This window comes from Halanaerobium sehlinense (assembly GCF_055379485.1).
In genome coordinates, this window is record NZ_AP042442.1 from 746972 (window position 1) to 766963 (window position 19992).

The 19992-nt window shown below is 32.2% G+C and carries 14 protein-coding genes; all 14 read left to right on the forward strand.

Going from position 1 to position 19992, the window contains the following annotated elements; all coding sequences use genetic code 11:
* Positions 1-70 precede the first annotated feature (70 nt).
* Complete coding sequence (gene gloA / locus ACZ446_RS03655; RefSeq protein WP_464393780.1) at positions 71-454, forward strand: lactoylglutathione lyase; 384 nt, start codon at positions 71-73, stop codon at positions 452-454.
* A gap of 273 nt (positions 455-727) precedes the next feature.
* Positions 728-1498 (forward strand): DUF368 domain-containing protein, encoded by a 771-nt coding sequence (locus tag ACZ446_RS03660; protein ID WP_464393781.1) that lies wholly within the window; start codon positions 728-730, stop codon positions 1496-1498.
* A gap of 106 nt (positions 1499-1604) precedes the next feature.
* Positions 1605-4220 (forward strand): PD-(D/E)XK nuclease family protein, encoded by a 2616-nt coding sequence (locus ACZ446_RS03665; RefSeq protein WP_464393782.1) that lies wholly within the window; start codon positions 1605-1607, stop codon positions 4218-4220.
* A complete protein-coding gene (locus tag ACZ446_RS03670) occupies positions 4204-7392 on the forward strand; it encodes a UvrD-helicase domain-containing protein (protein WP_464393783.1) in 3189 nt (1062 codons plus the stop codon). Before ACZ446_RS03665 ends, ACZ446_RS03670 begins: the two co-directional genes overlap by 17 nt.
* A 100-nt stretch (positions 7393-7492) precedes the next feature.
* Positions 7493-8236 (forward strand): 2,3-diphosphoglycerate-dependent phosphoglycerate mutase, encoded by a 744-nt coding sequence (gpmA, locus tag ACZ446_RS03675; protein ID WP_464393784.1) that lies wholly within the window; start codon positions 7493-7495, stop codon positions 8234-8236.
* Between the two features lie 97 nt (positions 8237-8333).
* The gene (locus ACZ446_RS03680; RefSeq protein WP_464393785.1) at positions 8334-9476 is read left to right on the forward strand and encodes a S1C family serine protease; all 1143 of its coding nucleotides are present in this window, start codon (positions 8334-8336) and stop codon (positions 9474-9476) included.
* 92 nt (positions 9477-9568) lie between these two features.
* The gene (locus ACZ446_RS03685) at positions 9569-10258 is read left to right on the forward strand and encodes a response regulator (RefSeq protein ID WP_464393786.1); all 690 of its coding nucleotides are present in this window, start codon (positions 9569-9571) and stop codon (positions 10256-10258) included.
* Entirely contained in the window at positions 10251-11636 is a 1386-nt protein-coding gene (locus ACZ446_RS03690) for a sensor histidine kinase (RefSeq protein WP_464393787.1), read from the forward strand. Before ACZ446_RS03685 ends, ACZ446_RS03690 begins: the two co-directional genes overlap by 8 nt.
* Positions 11637-11687: 51 nt before the next feature.
* The gene (gene polA, locus ACZ446_RS03695; RefSeq protein WP_464393788.1) at positions 11688-14327 is read left to right on the forward strand and encodes a DNA polymerase I; all 2640 of its coding nucleotides are present in this window, start codon (positions 11688-11690) and stop codon (positions 14325-14327) included.
* Entirely contained in the window at positions 14320-15150 is an 831-nt protein-coding gene (mutM, locus tag ACZ446_RS03700; RefSeq protein ID WP_464393789.1) for a bifunctional DNA-formamidopyrimidine glycosylase/DNA-(apurinic or apyrimidinic site) lyase, read from the forward strand. The genes polA and mutM overlap by 8 nt, the downstream gene beginning before the upstream one ends.
* A gap of 20 nt (positions 15151-15170) precedes the next feature.
* Positions 15171-16151 (forward strand): dephospho-CoA kinase, encoded by a 981-nt coding sequence (coaE, locus tag ACZ446_RS03705; protein WP_464393790.1) that lies wholly within the window; start codon positions 15171-15173, stop codon positions 16149-16151.
* Positions 16152-16169: 18 nt separating this feature from the next.
* Positions 16170-16781, forward strand: coding sequence for a lytic transglycosylase domain-containing protein (locus ACZ446_RS03710; protein ID WP_464393791.1), 612 nt, complete (start codon positions 16170-16172; stop codon positions 16779-16781).
* A gap of 251 nt (positions 16782-17032) precedes the next feature.
* Entirely contained in the window at positions 17033-18844 is a 1812-nt protein-coding gene (locus ACZ446_RS03715) for an ABC transporter substrate-binding protein (protein WP_464393792.1), read from the forward strand.
* 107 nt (positions 18845-18951) lie between these two features.
* Positions 18952-19986 carry an ABC transporter permease gene (locus ACZ446_RS03720; RefSeq protein WP_464393793.1) on the forward strand — a complete coding sequence of 345 codons (1035 nt, stop codon included), beginning with the start codon at positions 18952-18954 and terminating at the stop codon, positions 19984-19986.
* The last annotated feature ends 6 nt before the right edge of the window (positions 19987-19992 follow it).

Genomic DNA, 19992 nt, shown 5'->3' on the forward strand with positions numbered 1-19992 from the left:
ATTTGCATTTTATGTTATAGATGATTATAATAAATTGTAAAGAAAATAATATTAAGGGAGTAGTGATAAAATGCAAAATTATGATTTTGTTCATTCTTGCATTAGAGTAATGGATTTAGAAAAATCAATTGACTTTTACAAAAATGCTTTAAACTTAAAAGAGGGCCGCCGCAGAGATTTTCCTGAAGCTAAATTTACTTTAGTCTATTTAACTGATCAAAAAGGTAATTTTGAGTTAGAATTAACTTATAATTATGACCGCGAAGAGCCATATACAATCGGAAATGGCTACAGCCATATTGCAGTTAAAGTTGATGATTTAGAGAAATCATATCAGAGACACAAAGAAGCTGGTTATGAGGTTGGAGATTTAAAGAGTTTAAGTGAAGGATCAGCTGGATATTATTTTATTACAGATCCAGATGGTTATAGAACCGAAGTTATTGCTAGATAAACTAAACCAGATACCAGGTACAAATTTTTTGTAAAATATTAGAACTAAAAAAATGAAATAGTAATTATAAAAAGCTCAACTTCTGGTCTCAAATCCATTAGTTGAGCTTATTTTTTATTATATTTTTAAAAACAGTAATATTTACAAGGTGTCAGTACTGATTAGCTACCTTTTTTCGTTTTAAAGCAGGTAAAGCTGCCAATTATCTTGAATAATATAAAATAGAGAAAGAATCTAAATCACCTAAAAATAGAAATCGAAAGGAAGATTTATTTGCCAAAAAAGAATTCATATTTAGCCTTATTTTTCAAATCAATTCCGGTTGGTCTTGCTAATACTCTGCCGGGGGTGAGTGGAGGCACGCTGGCCCTGGTTTTAAATATTTATGAAACTTTAATTAATGCTATTAAAGATATCAAAATAAAAAAGCTCATTGTAATTGGTCTGGGCGCAGTTGCCGGAGTTTTATTTGGCTCAGCTGTGATAACTGATCTCTATCAAAATCAGCCACTACTTGTAAATTATTTTCTCTTTGGCCTGGTAATAACTTCAGCTCATTCGACCTATAAAAAAATAGGGCATTTAAGTTTTTTAAAACTTTTAGTTATGATTTTAGCCTTTGCTTTCGCCCTCTTTTTTGCCAGGGAAATTCAGATTGGCTTTTTAAATGCAGATGGATTGATGTTATTTTTTATAGCTGGTTTTTTTGGCAGTGTAGCAATGATTCTGCCGGGAATTAGTGGAGGAACACTTTTGATTTTAATGGGGGTATATCACCCAGTTTTAAATGCGATTAACAATCTGGATCTTTTAATTTTAATTGTTTTTGGAGCAGGAGTAGCTGCTGGTTTATTAGTTTTTGCCTGGCTTTTTTCTTATCTGCTGCAGAAACATCAAAAAGAAATTATGGTTGTTTTAACCGGGCTAATTTTGGGCTCGTCAGCAGCTGTATTCCCAGCTCAGTTTAATATTGGGGGACTGGCTGCTTTTGCTGCCGGGGCTGTGATAATAATCATTTTAGAAATAATAGGTCAAAATACTTAATATTTAGATTGATAAATATTTAAAACAGATAATTTAATAAAGTTTTATCTTGTCCTATCAAATAAAAACAGACAGAGAATTAAAACTTAAATTAAGGATGAAAAATATGGATTTAAAAAACAATTTGAAATTTAAATATTACAGTTATAAACAGGATTTATTTAAAGAGGTGATTTCTGAGCAGCCTGCTATCTATGTCTTTGCTAATTTTAATGATCTAAAAGAGGCCCTGAAATATTATCAGCCTGAGCCCTTGAGTCAGCAGAGCAGGTTTTTTAGCTTAAAAGAATTTAAAGAACGACTCTTAAGCAGTGATCAGATTTTGTTGAGAGAAGAAAAGCTTCCATTGTTGTTATATTCTGTTTTAACTGCTGAAGAAAAAAAAGAACTACGGTTGGATAGCTATCAGGATATATATCAATTTTCAGCCCGTTTTTTTGATTATTTTGAATTACTTCAGGATTACCATCTGTCTGAGATTAAGGGGTTGGCAGACTGGCAGCAGCAGAGGGTAGAAAGACTGAAAGATATTAAAAAAAGATACCAAAAGCGTCTAAAAGAGTTGGGTTATGTTGATCGGCTGGCTTTAAGAGAAGATAAAAATTTAAATCTGCAGTTTTTAAAAGAATTTAAGCAGATAAATTTATTCAATATAGTTGATTTCACTCCCTATTTTAAAAAAATACTGCAGCAGATGAGTTCTGAAATTGAGATAAATCTACATCTTCAGCTTAAAAAAGAAGATTTTAGTGAAGAAAAATTAGAAATTGAAACTTTATCTTTACCAGAAAAAAGAAATAAAATTGAGATTAGAAAAGCAGATTCTAAACTAAAAAGTCTGGCATCTTTTTTAGAAGAGAAAGAAAATTCTAAAGTTGAGCTGCAGTTAATAGATGCGGGGACTAATGTTGAGTCATCTGAGATATTAAGTGAACAGCTGAACATCAATTCATATCAGAGTTTAAGAGAAACACCAGTTTATCATTTATTAAATTCTATTTATCAACTTTATCAAAAAGGTAAAAAGTCATCTCAAATTTTAATTGAATTAAAGCAGCTGCATGACCTTTCAACTCAATCTTTATTTAAACAGTGGCTTGGATTTAAAGCTGAAGATCTTCAAAAAATTGAAGAGCTGCTGCGCAATGATTATTATTATCTTGACTATGATTTAATAAATAAAGAACTAACAGTTTTAGAGCCTCTCTATCAGCTTCTTAAGGGTCTAAGAGAAATAAAAAATATCTCAGAATTGATAGAACTGATAACTGAAATCTCAGAATTTGCTCTAGAAACTGAAGCAAAAGAGACAGCAGAAAAGTTTAATGATACCCTACTTGAGCTAAAGAGTATTGAAGAAATGGGAATAGTTTTGAGCTGGCAGGATTACTATTCAGATACTGGATCAGGCTTATTTTCTTTACTTTTAAACCATTTAAAATTCAAATCTATTTCACTGGCGGTTGATGAGGAAGCAGTTAATTTTTTTAGTCTAGATAAGGCACCTCAAGTTGAGAGAAAAAAACTGCTGCTTAACAATTTAACTCAGGAAAATTTTGTTAAAAAAGATGATGGTTTTTATTTTATAACTGAAAAACAGCTTCAAAATAATGGGCTTAATTTAAATCATAAAAAGCAGCTTTTGAAAAAATATAAACTTTTAAGACATATTTTAACCGCAGAAGAAAGTATAATCTATACAGTAGAAAATGAAGATCAGAATATCTCTCCTGCAGTTATCTTAGAAGAATTAATTTTAGAATATGGACTTGATTACAGCCAGAGCAAATTAAACTCTCACAGCGAAAGAACAATTTTAAGTAATTTATTTGATTACCAAACTGCTGTTGAATTAGAAGTCAATAAAAATTTAGAGTTTAATCAAAATTTAAAAATAGATGCAGATGATTTTGGCAGCAGCTTTAACTTCAGCTATTATAAATATAAATATCTAAAAGATTGTTACCACCGTTTTTATTTAGAGCAGCTGGCTCGACTTGATACCACTCTGGAAGTTAAGCCATCACTTTCATTGATGGCACTCGGAATTTTGACCCATGAGATTTTTGGAGAGCTGATTATTCACGCCAAAAGAAAGAAAGTTTCTCCGGCAGAGATTTCGTCAGCAAATAGAAAAAATATCATTAAAAAGTCCATTGAGGCAAACAAATTAAAGATTGACAGTGATTATTTAAATTATTATCAAAAAGTAATTTTTAATAGTCTGGAAAATTCATTTATTCATTTTGCTGAACTTCTGCAGAAGTATTTACCTGCTGATTATCAAAATGTATTGGTGGAATGGCCGGAATGGGATTATAAAAGGCAGCTGTATTTTTCAGCAGAGCAGATAGATTTTTATCTCTCAGGCAGGATAGATTTGCTCTTATTAAAACAGGCTGAGTATTTTATTATTGATTTTAAAACCGGAAGTGGAGATCATAAGCAGCTTGATTTTTATTCTCTAATGCTGAGACAAAATTATAAAGAAAAACTGCCCTCTGAAAGCAGAAAAGCAATTTATAATGTTTTTGATCAGGGATTTGAGCATTCATATAATAAGCTTGAAAAAGAAGACAGCCTGGGCCAGGAACTTCAGGAACTGACAAACTCACTTCTGGCAGCTGGAGAATATGAGCGAATTTATAAAAGTCGCTGTCAGCGCTGCCCTTACAAAGATATTTGTCGAGTGGAGGTTTTAAATAATGAAGAAGATAATTAAAGCAAGTGCAGGTACAGGTAAAACTTATAGATTATCCTTAGAATATTTGGCTGCACTTTTAAAAGATATAGATTTTTCGAAAATTATAGTAATGACCTTTACCAAAAAGGCAACAGCAGAAATTAAAAATAGGATTTTGGAGCATTTGAGAGATATTGTTAATGATAGTTTGGAAAAGAAAAATATTCTTAACTCATTAAAAAAAATTCATCCAGAGCTGGAAGTTGATAAAGGAAAACTAGAGCAGATATATAGAAATATGATTATAAATGATGAAGATATCAAAATTTATACAATTGACTCCTTTACAAATCAAATTTTCAGCAGAGGAATAGCTCCCTACCTTTCTCTTTACAATTATCAAATTATTGATGAGAGTCAAAACCAGGAAATTATAGAAGAATTATTAAAAATAATATTGAATAATGAAGATTATTATCAGAGGATGCAAAAATTCTTGGAATCTAATAGTGCTCGAGATCTGGATCCATACCTCAATTTAATTAAAGATATAGTTAATAACGCCTGGAAATTTATGTTTTTAGAATCAGAGATAAAGGAGAAATTGCCCCAGGCTGAAATAGTCCCATTATTTGAAGATAGTTATCAGACTCTAAAAGAAGTGGCAGAATTAAGGGGGGAAGAGTTTTCGACAGATTATTTTGTTAAAGCAGGTCGTCCATTTTTTGAACAGTACCCTGAATTAAACCTGGAAAAGAAAAAAAGAGAATTTCTTTATCAGCGGAGAAATTATCTTTTAAATAACAGCTACTGGAGTGGTAATAAACTGCGAGCTAAAAAAACTGATGATTTAAAAGAAAAATTGAATTATGAGTATCAGCTATTTAGAGAAAAATTAGCTTCAGCAGTATATAATCAGGAAGTAATTCCAGCCGAAAAGGAGATAATTGATTTTGCGAAACTTGTTTTAAATATTTACGAAGAATTGAAATTTAAGACAGCAAAATTTACTCATTCAGATATCAGCAATTTTACTTTTAAATATTTAAAAGATAAAAATATTGGCTTAATGAAAGAAGGGGAGCCAAGCAGTTATCTGCTGAATCTTTTGGGAGGAGATTATAAAACTCTTTTTATTGATGAATTCCAGGACACTAGCATTCTACAGTGGAAAATTTTGAGACCTCTGATTAAAAAGGCTGAAAACTTTATTGCTGTTGGTGATGAAAAACAGTCAATTTATGGTTGGCGGGGTGGTGAAAAAAAGTTGTTTTCATCCCTGGAGAAAATTATTGGAGCTGAAACCGAAAGACTGGAATGCTGTTACCGCAGTGACCAGAATATAATTAAATTTTTGAATAATTTCTTTGCTGAAAATGATGCTGACTGGGAATATCATGCTGTTAAAGCTAATTCAAGCCAGGCTGGTTTGACTGAGGTGATTTATGGCGGTAGCTCTGCTTTTTATAATACAAATACCAAAAAGTTTGAAAAGTTGGGGGCAGAAAAACAGGATCAGATATATAAACTAAACAGCAAAATTAAAGATGATCTTCCAGCTGAGATGGCTGCTGACATTAAGAAAAAATATGCGGATGATTTTGGGAAGGTGAATGTGCTGGCCCGGACGTCAAAAGAGTTAAATACAATTGCTGCTGGCCTTGAAGCAGAGGGCATCCCCTATATTTTAGAAAACCGTAATTCGCTGCTGGATGCATCTCTGCCTAAAGCAGTCTATGATTTTCTTTATTTTGCTGCTTACAGAGATTTTTACTCTCTTTTGAAATTTTTGCGCAGTGATTTAATAAGATTAAATAATCAAAGCTTAAAATTAATTATAAAAAACCAACAGCTTGCTAAAGATTATTTTAGATCAAGCCAAAAATCAGGAGTTGATTTAAATTTCAAACTGCCGCTGGAGTTAGAGAGTCAACTCCGGGAAAATAATGAAATTAATTTAATAAAAACTTTCAAAAAAATTAAGAAGATAATCAATGGAGATTACCAGGAATTAGTGAATTATGTCTACCAAAAAACTGAGCTTATTAGACTTGCTGAAGATAACAGTCTTGCTTTAAAAAATCTCTATTTATTTTTTAAAATTCTTAACTCATTTACTTCTTTACAGGAACTTCTTAATTATTTGTCTGAAAACCGTGATAGTGAAGAATTAAAACAGCAAAAGGTGGAAAATAAGGATGCAGTGACTTTGATGACCATCCATCAGTCAAAGGGTCTTTCACTACCTGTAGAATATTATTACTGGAACCCCAGTCAGAGAGGTGGGAACGGTAAAGGAGGAATTAACTTTTATCTTGACTTTGATCAAAATTATGAGCATTTAAATAACTATCTGTTTATTCAGGATAAGTATCTTTCTATTTTAAACTGGTTGGACTATGATTTTAAAGAGCAGGCTGAAAAAAAAGAAGAAATGGAAGAAATTAACAATCTTTATGTAGCTTTAAGTAGAGCTGAACATGATTTGCATTTATATGTTGAAGCACCGCGAATAATAAAACCAGATCAGGATTTAATGTGGGATGGAAGCAGCTATGATTATTACGAAAAAATGCTTTTAAATGCTGTTCAGAGCAATAATTTAATTGACCTCTTAGAAAAAGAAAGTTCTGGAGTCCCTCTGGTTCCAATATCAGAAGAAAATACTAAAGTTTTTAAAATGAATCCTCTTAATCAATATTTGAAACAAAAAAAGAGCTCAGCTAAAAGTAGTAATAATGAAAAAAAATATGATTATTTTAAAAAACAGAGCAGCAGTCTCAAAATTTCGGCAAGTAAACTGCAGGGTCTGGCTCTTCATTATTATTTAGAAAATATCAAATATAATACTAAAGAAGAGAAAAAAGCGGCTGGAAAAATGCTAAAAAGCAAATATGGAAATCTGCTGGGAAAGAAAAAAATTCAGGATGTAATTAAAAAAGCTGAAATCTTTATTCAAGATAATTCAGAAATCTTTTCTGAAAAGTACGAAATATTCAATGAATATTTACTAAAAGAGAAAAATGAAAATGGAGAAAATCATTACCGCATTGATAGGCTTTTAGTAAATAGAAATGAGAAAAAGGTCATAATAATTGATTATAAAAGTGGAAGTTACCGGGATCCCAGACAGCTTGAAAAATATGAGGATCTTTTAGCTGCAGCAATTGGCTCAGATTGGGAAATTGAAAGTGTGTTTATGGATGTTTAAACTTGTTAATTAATTAATATATTTTTTAATGTAGAGTGTTATAATTAAAGAGTAGAAAATTATTTATAAATATAAAACAAAAAATATAAGAAGGAGTGGTTTGATGAAAATTGTGCTGGTTCGACATGGAGAAAGCGAATGGAATCTTGCAAATAAGTTTACCGGTTGGACTGATGTTGATTTAAGTGAACAGGGGTTTAAAGAAGCTGAGGAAGCTGGTAAGTTATTGAAAGAAGAAGGTTTTACTTTTGATTTGGCCTATACTTCTTATTTAAAAAGAGCTACAAAGACCTTAAATATTATTTTAGATATTATGGATCTGCACTGGATACCAGTAATCAAATCCTGGAAACTAAATGAGCGCCATTATGGTGCTTTGCAGGGATTAAACAAGGCTGAAACTGCTGAAAAAGAAGGAGCAGATCAGGTTCATATCTGGAGGCGCAGTTTTGATACACCACCACCAGCTTTAGACAAAGATGATGATCGTTATCCCGGCAATGAAGAAAAATATGCAGAATTAACTGAATCTGAGCTTCCAACTCATGAAAGTTTAAAGATGACTATTGAAAGGGTAATGCCTTACTGGGAAAATGAAATTGTGCCTCAGATGGAAAACGGGAAAAAAATAATTATCTCAGCACATGGTAACAGCTTAAGGGCACTTGTAAAACACCTTGATAATATTTCTGATGATGATATTTCTTCACTAAATATTCCTACTGGAAGGCCATTAGTTTATGAGTTCGATGAACAGATGAATGTTAAAGATAAGTATTATTTAGGAGATCAAGAAGAAATAGAAAAAGAAATGAATAAAGTTAAAAACCAGGCAAAAAAATAATTTAATCTAAATTTAATTTTTGCTTAATTATTCTTTAATTTCTTTCTGTTATATTTTAAATATAAGGTAAAATAATAATATAAAGGAAGGTGTTATTATGAAGATAAAGGGTAATTTATTTAAAAAATCTTTATTAGCTTTAGTCATAATATCATTGATGATGGCTGCCTCACCAGTAGTTTTTGCCCAGAATCAGCAAAGTCAAAATATTTATCAGGGTAATCCTTTTGCAGATATTGCAGAAAAGGTTGATAATGGTGTTGTCAAAGTAACTACAACTATTGAGGCTTCAGGAAATCAGCAGATGCCTGAAATTTTTAATGATCCATATTTTAGATTCTTTTTTGGAGATCGCTTTCAAGCGCCAGACAGACAGCCCCGCGAAAGGCAGGGTTTTGGTTCAGGCTTTATAGTTTCTAAAGATGGATATATTGTAACAAATCAGCATGTTATTGATGGTGCAGATGAAATTGAAGTATCGATCAATGGTTTAGAAGATCCTGTCAAAGCTGAAGTTGCCTGGTCAGATTTCAGTCTTGATTTAGCAATTTTAAGAATAGATACATCAGAAATAGATCAGGAACTAACTCCTTTAAAAATGGGTGATTCTGATCAATTAAGACCAGGTGATTGGGCTATAGCTATTGGTAACCCTTTAGGTTTTGAACACACTGTTACTGTTGGCGTGATTAGTGCACTTGGACGGCCAATACAAATTCCAACTAATGATCGTCAGGTTCGAACTTATCAAAACTTAATTCAGCTTGATGCTGCTATTAACCCGGGTAATAGTGGTGGACCGCTATTAAATAATAATGGTGAAGTAATAGGTATTAATACAGCAGTATCAGCTGCAGGACAGGGTATAGGTTTTGCGATTCCGGTCAATGAAATCAAAAGCATAGTTTCTGAACTTCAAAACACCGGTGAAGTTACAAGACCCTGGATTGGAATTGCTTTTAGTCAGATAACTAAAGATGTTCAGGACTATTTTGGTTTAGAAAATCGTGAAGGTGTAGTGGTTATTGAAGTTTACAAGGATAGCCCTGCAGAAAAAGCTGGTTTAAAAGCTTATGATGTGATCAAGGAAGTAGATCAAAAGAAAATTGAGGATACATCAGATTTAAGTGAAATAATTTCTGATAAAGAAGTTGGAGATAAGATAATGTTTAAAGTAATTCGTAAAGGAAGCTCAGAGATTTTATTTGGTCGAATTGGTGATAAGCCAAATGATCTTTAAATAAAGTTTATAATATTAGACCGGGCTTAAAAAGCCCGGTTTAACTGTTTAATTTTAAGTAAATACTTGATATAATGAGAGGGGTGACTAAATTGGACAAAAAAATATTGTTAATAGAAGATGATTCACAAATTGCAAGATTTGTAGAACTAGAGCTTGAGCATGAAGGCTATCAAGTTAAAAAATTTGATAATGGATATGATGGTATTAATATTTTGAAAGAAGAAAAATTTGATTTATTATTATTAGATATAATGCTGCCTGGTCAAAATGGGATAGAAGTTTGTAAAAGAATCAGGGAGTTTTCAGATATACCAATTATTATGTTAACAGCAAAGTCTGAGCTGGAAGATAAAGTGGAGGGCTTAGATACCGGGGCTGATGATTATTTAACAAAACCATTTGAAATTGAAGAATTATTAGCTAGAATTAGAGCTCATTTAAGAAGAGATGAAGGTAGTGTAGAATCGGAAAATATTTTAAAAACTGCTGATGTAGAAGTTAATTTGGATGCTCATATTGTAAAACGAGCTGAAGAAGAAATTGAACTGACAAAAAAAGAATATGATCTTTTAGTATACTTAATTAAAAATGAAGGTATAGTTGTCAGCAGAGATAAATTATTAAATAATGTCTGGGGATATGATTATACAGGTGAAACAAATATTGTTGATGTTTATATTCGCTATCTGCGCAGTAAAATTGACGACCCTTATGAACAAAAGTTAATACATACTGTGAGAGGGGTTGGCTATGTCTTGAGGTCAGATAAACATGTTTGATTTTTTTAATAAGAAAAGTAAAATATCCTGGAAAATCACTATACTTTATGCTTTTATGTTTATGATGCTCTTATTTTTAGTTAATTTATCGATTTATTTTTTTCTTTCTAGTTTTATAGATGATAATATTCAAAAAAGCATTAATAATACCAGTGAATTGGTTTTATCTCAGTTTTCAGGTATAGGAGATCCAGTTAATTTTTTTGATGCAGATATTTTACAGCAGATAAGTCGGAGTGAAGAAAATATATTTTTCCGAGTTTTGGATAAGGACGGAAAGGTAAATGCCCAGTCAAAATACCTGGAGAATATTGATATTCCATTTAGTTTGGAAATTGAAGAATTCAGGTCTGGAAGTAAAATTATGGCCGTAAAAACAATACCTGTTAATAAGTTTGTTTTTTCTCGTGGTTATCTGCAGGTAGTAAGGGATATTACTTTTGAAAAGAATTTCCTTGATTTTTTAATAATAGTTTTGACTTTTGCTGCTGGAATTGGAGCTTTAATTTCAGTTTTTTTAGGATATTTTACTACAAAAAAAATGCTTTCTCCAATTAATAAAGTTACTGAAGCTGCAAGAGAGATTAGCTCGAGTGATCTTGGAAGAAGGCTTGAAGTAAGCGGACCTGATGATGAATTAAAAAAATTAGCACTAACATTTAACTCAATGTTAGATAGGCTGGAAAAATCGTTTAAAAGACAGAAACAATTTGTCTCTGATGCTTCACATGAGCTGAGAACCCCTATTTCAGTTATCAAAGGTTATGTTGATCTGCTTGATCGCTGGGGTAAAGAAAAAGAAGATGTAAGAGATGAGGCAATAGATGCAATAAAAAAAGAAACTGACAATATGAAACAGTTAATGGAAAACCTACTTCTCTTAGCTCGTGGTGATGATAGTGAACTCAAAAAAGAAGAAAAACTTTTTGATTTTAATAATTTAGTTGAAGAAATAATCAAAGAATTTAAAGTTATGAAGTTTGAGATAAACTTAATTTTTGAAGAGGATGCTAAAATAGAATTTTATGGTGATCCCAATTTATTTAAACAGCTTCTTAGAATTTTTCTAGATAATGCTGTTAAATTCACCTCAGAAAAAGGCGAAATTAAGATAAAAATTGGCAAGCTGGATAAAGAAAACTTTTACTTTTCTATTGCAGATGATGGCCCGGGAATTTCTCAATCAGATTTACCCTTTATCTTTGACCGTTTTTATCAGGCTGACAAATCAAGAACTAGAAAAAGCAACAAAGGGTCTGGGCTCGGTTTAGCGATTGCTAAACAAATTATTGACAGCTATAATGGCAGGATAGAGATAGAAAGTGAAGAAAATGAGGGAACAAAATTCATTATTAAGCTGCCGCTTAAAGAAAAATAATATAAATTTATTATAAATAATTTGAATAGATTTGATGGGAGATGATTTATTTTGTCAAAAACAGAAAACAGGGAGAAAAAAACACTTTTTTTACTAGATGGACATAGTTTAACTCATCGTGCATTTTATGCTTTACCATTGTTAACAAATGATGAGGGAGAATATACAAACGCAGTTTTTGGTTTTATTCGTATGCTGTTCAGTCTTAATGATGAATGGAATCCAGATAGAATGATTATAACTTTTGATAAAAAGGCACCTACCTTTAGACATGAAGAATATGAAGATTATAAAGGAAACAGAAAAAAGATGCCGGAAGAGCTTGTTCCTCAAATCCCACTGCTTCAGCAGACAATAGAAAAATTAAAAATACCAATGCTGGCTAAAGAGGGTTTTGAAGCTGATGATTTGTTGGGAACTCTTTCCAAAGAAGCGGAAGAAGACGGTTATAAAGTTTATATTGTAACTGGAGATAGAGATGCTCTGCAGTTAGTTTCGGAAAATGTCAATGTTTTGTATACCCGGAAAGGGATATCTGATCTAGTAAAATTTGATTTAGATAAGGTAATGGAAAAATATGAACTAACTCCTGAAAAACTGATTGACCGCAAAGGTTTAATGGGTGACAGTTCTGATAATATCCCGGGGGTACCAGGTATTGGCAAAAAGACTGCTCTAAAATTACTAAAAGAATTTGGATCTATGGAAGAAATATTAGCGAATATTGATCAAGTTTCAGGCAAAAAAAGAAAAGAAAATCTGCATAAATATGCTGATCAGGCAAGAATGAGTTATAGATTAGGTAAAATTAAGAGGGATGTTCCAATAGATATTGATTTCGATAAATGTAAGCTTGATAGTTATGATGATCAAGAAGCAGCAGAACAGTTTAAAAGACTAGGGTTTACTTCCCTTTTAGACCGCTTTGATTTCAAAAAAGAACTTGATTTTGATGATTTAGAAATATTGGAACTAGATAATAACCTGGATGATTTTAAAGAAAAAGTAGTAAAGTTTGGAGAAATTGCTATCTCTATTCAGTTAGAAGAAAAAACTAAAGCAATTGATGGTAAAATTCAGTCTATACTATTTTATTTAGAAAAAGAAAATAGTATATATTCATATCATCCAAAAAATAAAATAGATCCAACAGTTAAAGAAATTTTAGAATCAGAAAAAATTGAAAAATTAATACTTTCTGGTAAGGAAGCAGCTTTAGCACTGTTAAACCATCAAATTGAAGTTATTAAAATCAAATTTGAACCACTGTTGGCATTTTATTTACTGCAGCCATCTTCTTCACTTCCAGAACTAGAAGAAGTTTTTAGTCAGGAGTTAACCATATCTTTTGATCAGTTAGCAAAAAAGAATAAGAAATCAGTTATGCTGTCTAAAATATTTGAGTTAAAAGATAAGTTAATGCCTAAATTAGAAAGAGATCATTTATTAAAATTATATCAGGAAATTGAACTACCTTTAATTAAAGTGCTGGCTAGAATGGAATTTAATGGTGTTAAAGTTGATAAAGAATGGCTTAATTCTCTATCAGAACGCCTTGGTAAAAGGTTAGATATTATAGTTGATAAGGCCCATTCTTTGGCTGGAGAGGAATTTAATTTAAATTCACCCAAACAGCTGGGAGAAGTATTATTTGAGAAACTAGGGTTACCTGTAATTAAAAGAACAAAAACAGGGTATTCAACAAATGCAAGTGTTTTAGAAAAACTGGAAGGAAAGCATGAAATTATACCTCTAATTTCAGAGTATCGAGAACTTGCAAAATTAAAATCAACCTATATTGATTCACTCCCACCTTTAGTTAATGAAGAAAGCGGTAAAATTCATACTTCTTTTAATCAAATGGTAACAGCTACCGGTCGCTTAAGCAGCACCGATCCTAATTTGCAAAATATACCAATTAGAACTGAGGAAGGACGAGAAATAAGGAAAGCTTTTATTCCTTCAAGTGAGGATATGCTCTTGTTAGCTGTTGATTATTCTCAAATTGAGCTGCGTGTATTTGCTCATCTTAGTGGAGATAAAAAATTAAAGGAAGCTTTTAATTCTGGAGCTGATATTCATACAGAAACTGCAGCAGAGGTTTTTGAGGTAGCACCGGAAGAAGTTTCGCCAAATTTAAGGAGGCATGCTAAAGTAATCAATTTTGGTATTGCTTATGGCATGAGTTCTTATGGTTTAAGCCAGGATTTAGATATTCCTGTTGAAGAGGCACAGGAATATATTGATAAATATTTTGAGAGGTTTTCTGGTGTAAAAGAATATATGGATCAAACTATCAAAAAAGTCAAAGAATGCGGTTATGCAGAAACTATGTTTGGACGCCGCCGCTATATTCCTGAAATAAACAGCAGTAATTATCACCGCCGCTCATTTGCTGAAAGAACTGCGGTTAACACGCCAATTCAGGGAACAGCTGCAGATATAATGAAAAAATCAATGCTTGATGTTTATGATGCTTTAAAAGAAGCGGATTTTGAATTGAATATTTTACTACAGGTTCATGATGAATTGGTATTTGAAGTTGATAGATCTGATTTAGATGCAGCAGCAAAATTAATCAAAGATAAGATGGAAAACACTGCAGAATTAGATGTTCCTTTACTGGTTGATCTTCAAATAGGAGAAAATTGGAGAGATAAAAAAGATTATGAGGTGAAGGAAAATGCCTGAGCTGCCAGAAGTGGAAACAGTTGTTAAGGGTTTAAGACCTTTAATTAAAGATCGGAAAGTAACAGCGGTTGAGATTAGAGAAAAGAATATGATAGCTTATCCTGAAAATAATATTGAGGCTTTTAAAAAATCTCTAATTGGTTCAAAAATAGAAGCAATCAACCGCCGCGGTAAATATATAATTATTGAATTAGACAGTGGTAAAAACATGATCATTCATCTTCGAATGACGGGTAAACTGCTGGTTAAGGAAGTTGAAGAATTTAGAGACAAACACACCCATGTTATTTTTAGTCTTAATGATGGTCAAGAAATAAGATTTAACAACATTCGTAAATTTGGTCGAGTTTATTTAATCGATAAAGATCATCCAGAACAAGCAGGAGGACTTGCAGATTTGGGTCCTGAGCCTTTAAGTGAAGATTTGACTCTGACTGATTTTAAAAAGTTATTTGAAAATAGAAGGGCTTTAATGAAGTCTCTGCTCTTAAATCAACATTTTGTAGCAGGTATTGGCAATATATATGCAGATGAAATCCTATTTTTGTCTGGTGTTAGACCTGACAGAACAGCAGACACTCTGACAGAAGCTGAGAAAGAAAAAATCTACCACAATATGCGTCATATTTTAGCAAGAGGAATCATTTATGGTGGTACAAGCTTCAGTGACTACGTTAATGCATTTGGGGAAAAAGGATCATTTCAAGAAGAATTGAAAGTTCACCAGCGTGAGGGGAAAGAATGTTACTCCTGTGGGACTAAAATCAATAAAATTAAAGTCAGTGGACGTTCAACTTATTTTTGTCCTCAGTGTCAAAAATAAAGATGGAAAAGGAGGATAATATGATCATAGGTTTAACAGGTGGAATTGCTACTGGAAAATCAACTGCAGCAGATTATCTAGAAAAAAAGGGTGCTAAAATCATTGATGCTGACCAAATTTCTCATAAAATAACTCAAAAAAGGGAAAAAGGATGGCAGCTAATAGTTGATCAATTTGGAAAAGATATTTTAAAAGAAAATGGAGAAATCGATCGAGAAAAATTGGGTGAAATGATTTTTTCGGACTCTATTAAAAGAAAAAAGCTAGAGTCTCTCCTGCATCCATTGATTATTTATGAAATGAAAGAAGAAGCTCACCAATTTTTAGAAAATGACAAAATTGTAGTTTTTATGGCACCACTTTTATATGAAGTTGGTTTAGAACGTTTCTGTGATCAGGTCTGGGTTATTTCCAGCTCACAATCGGATCAGATAAAAAGATTACAGAAAAGAAATGGGTTGAAGCGCGAGGAAGCTCTAAATAGAATAGAATCTCAGATGTCTATTGAAGAAAAAAAAGCTAGAGCCGATGTAGTTATAGAAAACAATTCAACTATTGAAGAATTGAAAAAGAACTTAGATCTGAAGTGGGAGAAGGTATTAAAGGGGGAAGATGATACTTTGATTAGAATTGCCTTGATTGCACATGATGAAAAAAAAGAAGATATGATAAAATTTGCCAAAAGACATCGGGAGGTTCTGGCAAATATGCGACTAATTGCTACTGGTACAACAGGACAGAGGTTAATTGAAACAACCGGTCTTGACGTTGAACGAATGGCATCTGGCCCTATTGGTGGAGATCAAATGATTGGTGCTGAAATTGCTAAAGATCGCCTGGATGGTGTTATTTTTCTCAGAGATCCCTTAACTGCTCAGCCGCATGAACCAGATGTTAGTGCTCTTTTAAGACTCTGTGATGTTCATGAAATTCCTTTAGCAACAAATTTAGCAACTGCTGAAATGATTATTTGTTCCCTGGCAGAAAAAAATAGAATTTAGTAAGGGGGATAAATCAAGTTGGTCAAAAAATATTCTAGGGAAATAATAGTTTTAAGTTTACTGGCTATTCTTGTTTTTTCTTTTGCAGCTTGTGATTTTGATCTGTGGGTAGTTAGAAGAAATTTTGAAGAAATAAAATATCAAGCAGAAATTCAAAAATATGCAGAAGAATTTGAGATTGAAGAAGAATTACTTGCAGCATTAATTTATGTAGAAAGTAGATTTAATAATTACTCTGAATCTTCCAAAGGAGCAGTTGGGTTAATGCAGTTAATGCCATCTACAGCAATCTGGATAGCAGAAGAGCTGGGATATGAAGATTTTCAATTAGAGGATTTAAATCAGCCCGAACTTAATATTAAATTTGGCAGCTGGTATTTTTCTTATTTATATCAAAAATTTGATAGTGATCTGATTAAAACTATTGCAGCTTATAATGCAGGTGAGAATAACGTTAGAATTTGGATTGATGATGGATGGCAGGGTGATATTAATGAAAAACTCCCTTTTGAAGAAACCGATAATTTTGTAAGAAGAGTAATTTCAACTAAAGATTATTATAAAGAAAACAAACTAGAATTTTATAATTATCAAGCTTTAAATTTGTCATTATTTAAACTAGTTCATTAGAATCTAGATTAGAAAAAAATCCTTGAACTTCAATCTTCAGGGATCTTGCCGCTGCTAAAACTTGATTTTTTTAATAAATAATTATATAATTTAAGTTAGTAAAAATTTAATAGTAAAAGAATCTGATATCAGAAATTTTGATTCTTATCTAAATTCATATTTTTTTCGAAGGAGGGATAAGATAAAGAATTGATTAGAGATTAGGGAGTAATTTTTTTATTTTAAACAACTATTAGGAGGGAATTTCGAGCATGAAAAAAACATTAATAATTTCTTTAACTTTATTTTTATTATTATCAATGTCCTCTATGGTAGGGGCACAGGACGTTAAAAATCCTGATACTTTTGTTAAAGTTAATATGGGTACAATTGATAGTCTTGATCCCCATTTTCAGTATGATTCTGCCAGTGCAGAGATCGTTGATAATGTTTATGAAAATTTAATTAAGTTTGACCAGGGTGATATAACAAAATTTTTGCCTCATTTAGCTACAGAGGTACCAACAGTTGAAAATGGTTTAATTAGAGATAATAATACTACCTACGAATTTCCAATTAGAGAAGATGTAGTATTCCATAATGGTAATGAATTAACTGCTGAAGATGTTAAATATACATTTTTAAGAGCTTTAATTCAGGATCGTGATGGTGGACCTGCATGGATGATTTATGAACCGTTATTTCAGAAAGGTTCTTTATCTGATGTGATTTCTGAAGTTTTAGGAGAAGAAAAAAGTGCTAAAGAATTAACTGCAGAAGAATCAGCTGAAGTATATGCTTATTTAGAAAAAGCTGTTGAAGTTGATGGTAATAGTGTTATTTTCCACTTACCTCAACCATTCCCACCGTTTTTAAGTATTATTGCTCAGGGTAATGGCCTTGGAGCAATAATTGACAAAGAGTGGACAATTGAGCAGGGAGATTGGGATGGTCAGCCAGAAACAATTGCTGAATATACTAACCCAACTAAAGAAGATGATCCATTATATGATGTCATGAATGGTACTGGTCCATATGAATTAATAGAATGGGTTAATGGTGAAGAAATTGTATTAAATAGAAATGAAGATTACTGGCGTGAGCCTGCTTCTGTGAAAAAGGTTATTTTAAGAATGATTGATGAGTGGTCAACACGTAAATTAATGCTGCAGCGTGGAGATGCTGATATTGTATATGTAGATAAACAGTATATGAGTCAGGTAGAAAATATGGATGGAGTAGAAGTAATTACAGGTTTACCAAACATCTATATGGGTGCTGGTTTAATGAACTATAATATTGTAACTGAAGGTAACCCTGATGTTCACAGTGGTAAGCTGGATGGTAATGGTATTCCTTCTAACTTCTTTAGTGATATTGATGTTAGAAAAGGCTTCCTTTATTCAATGAAATATGAAGCATTTATTAATGATGTATTAGATGGTGATGGTCAGCAGGGTAGAGGTCCAATTCCTGAGCCACTATTAGGTTATGATGAAAATTCTACAACTTACCAACTAGATCTTGAAAAAGCTGAAGAGCACTTTAAAAAGGCTTTTGATGGAGAACTTTGGGAAAAAGGATTTGAAATTACAATTCTTTATAACTCAGGTAACGATGTTCGTAAGAGTGCTGTAGATATGCTTAAGTTCTATATAGAACAGATTAATCCTAAGTTTAAAGTTAATGTACGTGGAATTCAGTGGGCATCTTATCTTGATAAGTTAATTGCTCAAAAGTTTACTTTAGGCTTTATTGCCTGGGGTGCTGATTATGCCGATCCACATAACTTTGTGGTTCCATTTGTAAGCAGCACAGGAACTTATGGTGGATTTAAAGGAGAAGATTATGCTGAGTTTGCAAAAGAAAATATTGATCCTTTAATTAAAGAAGCAATTTCTTTAACTGATCCAGCAGCTCGTGAGGAAATTTATCGAGAAATTCAAAGATTATCTTACGAAAATGGTACAGATTTCTATCTATATCAGCCATCTGCTCAGGTAGTTATGAGAGATTGGGTTGAAGGATGGTATTATGACCCAATTAGAGATCCAGGTGACTATTTCTATTCACTGGATAAATAAGAAAATAAATTAGTAAAAATATTTTCAATAAATATCTGGGGGGATATTTGCTCCCCAGATATATTATTGTTTAGATAATTAAAAGTTGGAAAGGATGAATATAGAGGATGATAGCTTATATTACAAGACGCTTACTTATATTACCGATAATCCTCTTTGGAGTAAGTATGTTAATTTTTTCTATGATTATGATGTTAGGACCTTATCAAAGACTTAGTACTTATATCAATGATCCAGCTCAGTTAAAGGGAGCTGAAGATATTGATCAGTTAGTATCCAAATATGGATTAGATGACCCCTGGTATGAACAATATGGACGCTGGATTGGTGGTGTTTTAAAAGGAGATTTTGGTTGGTCAGAATCGGCCGGAGCCCCCGTTACTAAGGCCATAGCCGATAGATTTCCAGCTACTTTAGAACTGGCATTATTATCTTTAGTTCCAGTGATATTTGGTGGTATAATATTGGGAGTTCTCTCGGCGGTTCATCATAATAAAGCCTTAGATCATACGATTAGGATTTTTGCTGTAATTGGATGGTCGTTCCCATCATTTGTTTTTGGATTAATTGTGTTGATGATTTTCTATGGTGTTTTAGGCTGGCTTCCTCCAGGAAGATTATCAAACTGGGCTACAGAGATAGTTCGTTCAGCAGACTTTATTAGTTATACAGGAATGTATATTCTTGATGGAATCTTAAACTTTGATTTTTCTATTGTTTTAGATGCTATAAGGCATTTAATTGCTCCTGTTATAACTATTTCAATACTATGGTGGGCTTTTATATTAAGAATAACACGTTCAAACATGTTAGAGACATTAAGAAAAGATTACATTCGTACTGCTAGAGCCAAAGGACTTGCAGATAATATTGTTGTTTATAAACATGCAGTTCGTAATGCCTTAATTCCGGTAGTTACAGTTGCCGGTCAGATGGTACTTGGATTAGCAGGTGGGCTTGTTATCGTAGAAAGTATTTTTAATATAAGAGGATTAGGACAGTTTATGGCAAATGCAGCACAGCAGCTTGATTATCCTGGTGTATTAGGTGGAGCTTTATATTTTGGTTTTCTTCTAATATTAATTAACCTCTTTGTGGATGTATCATATGCTGTAATTGACCCAAGAATTAGATTGGAGTGATGGTTT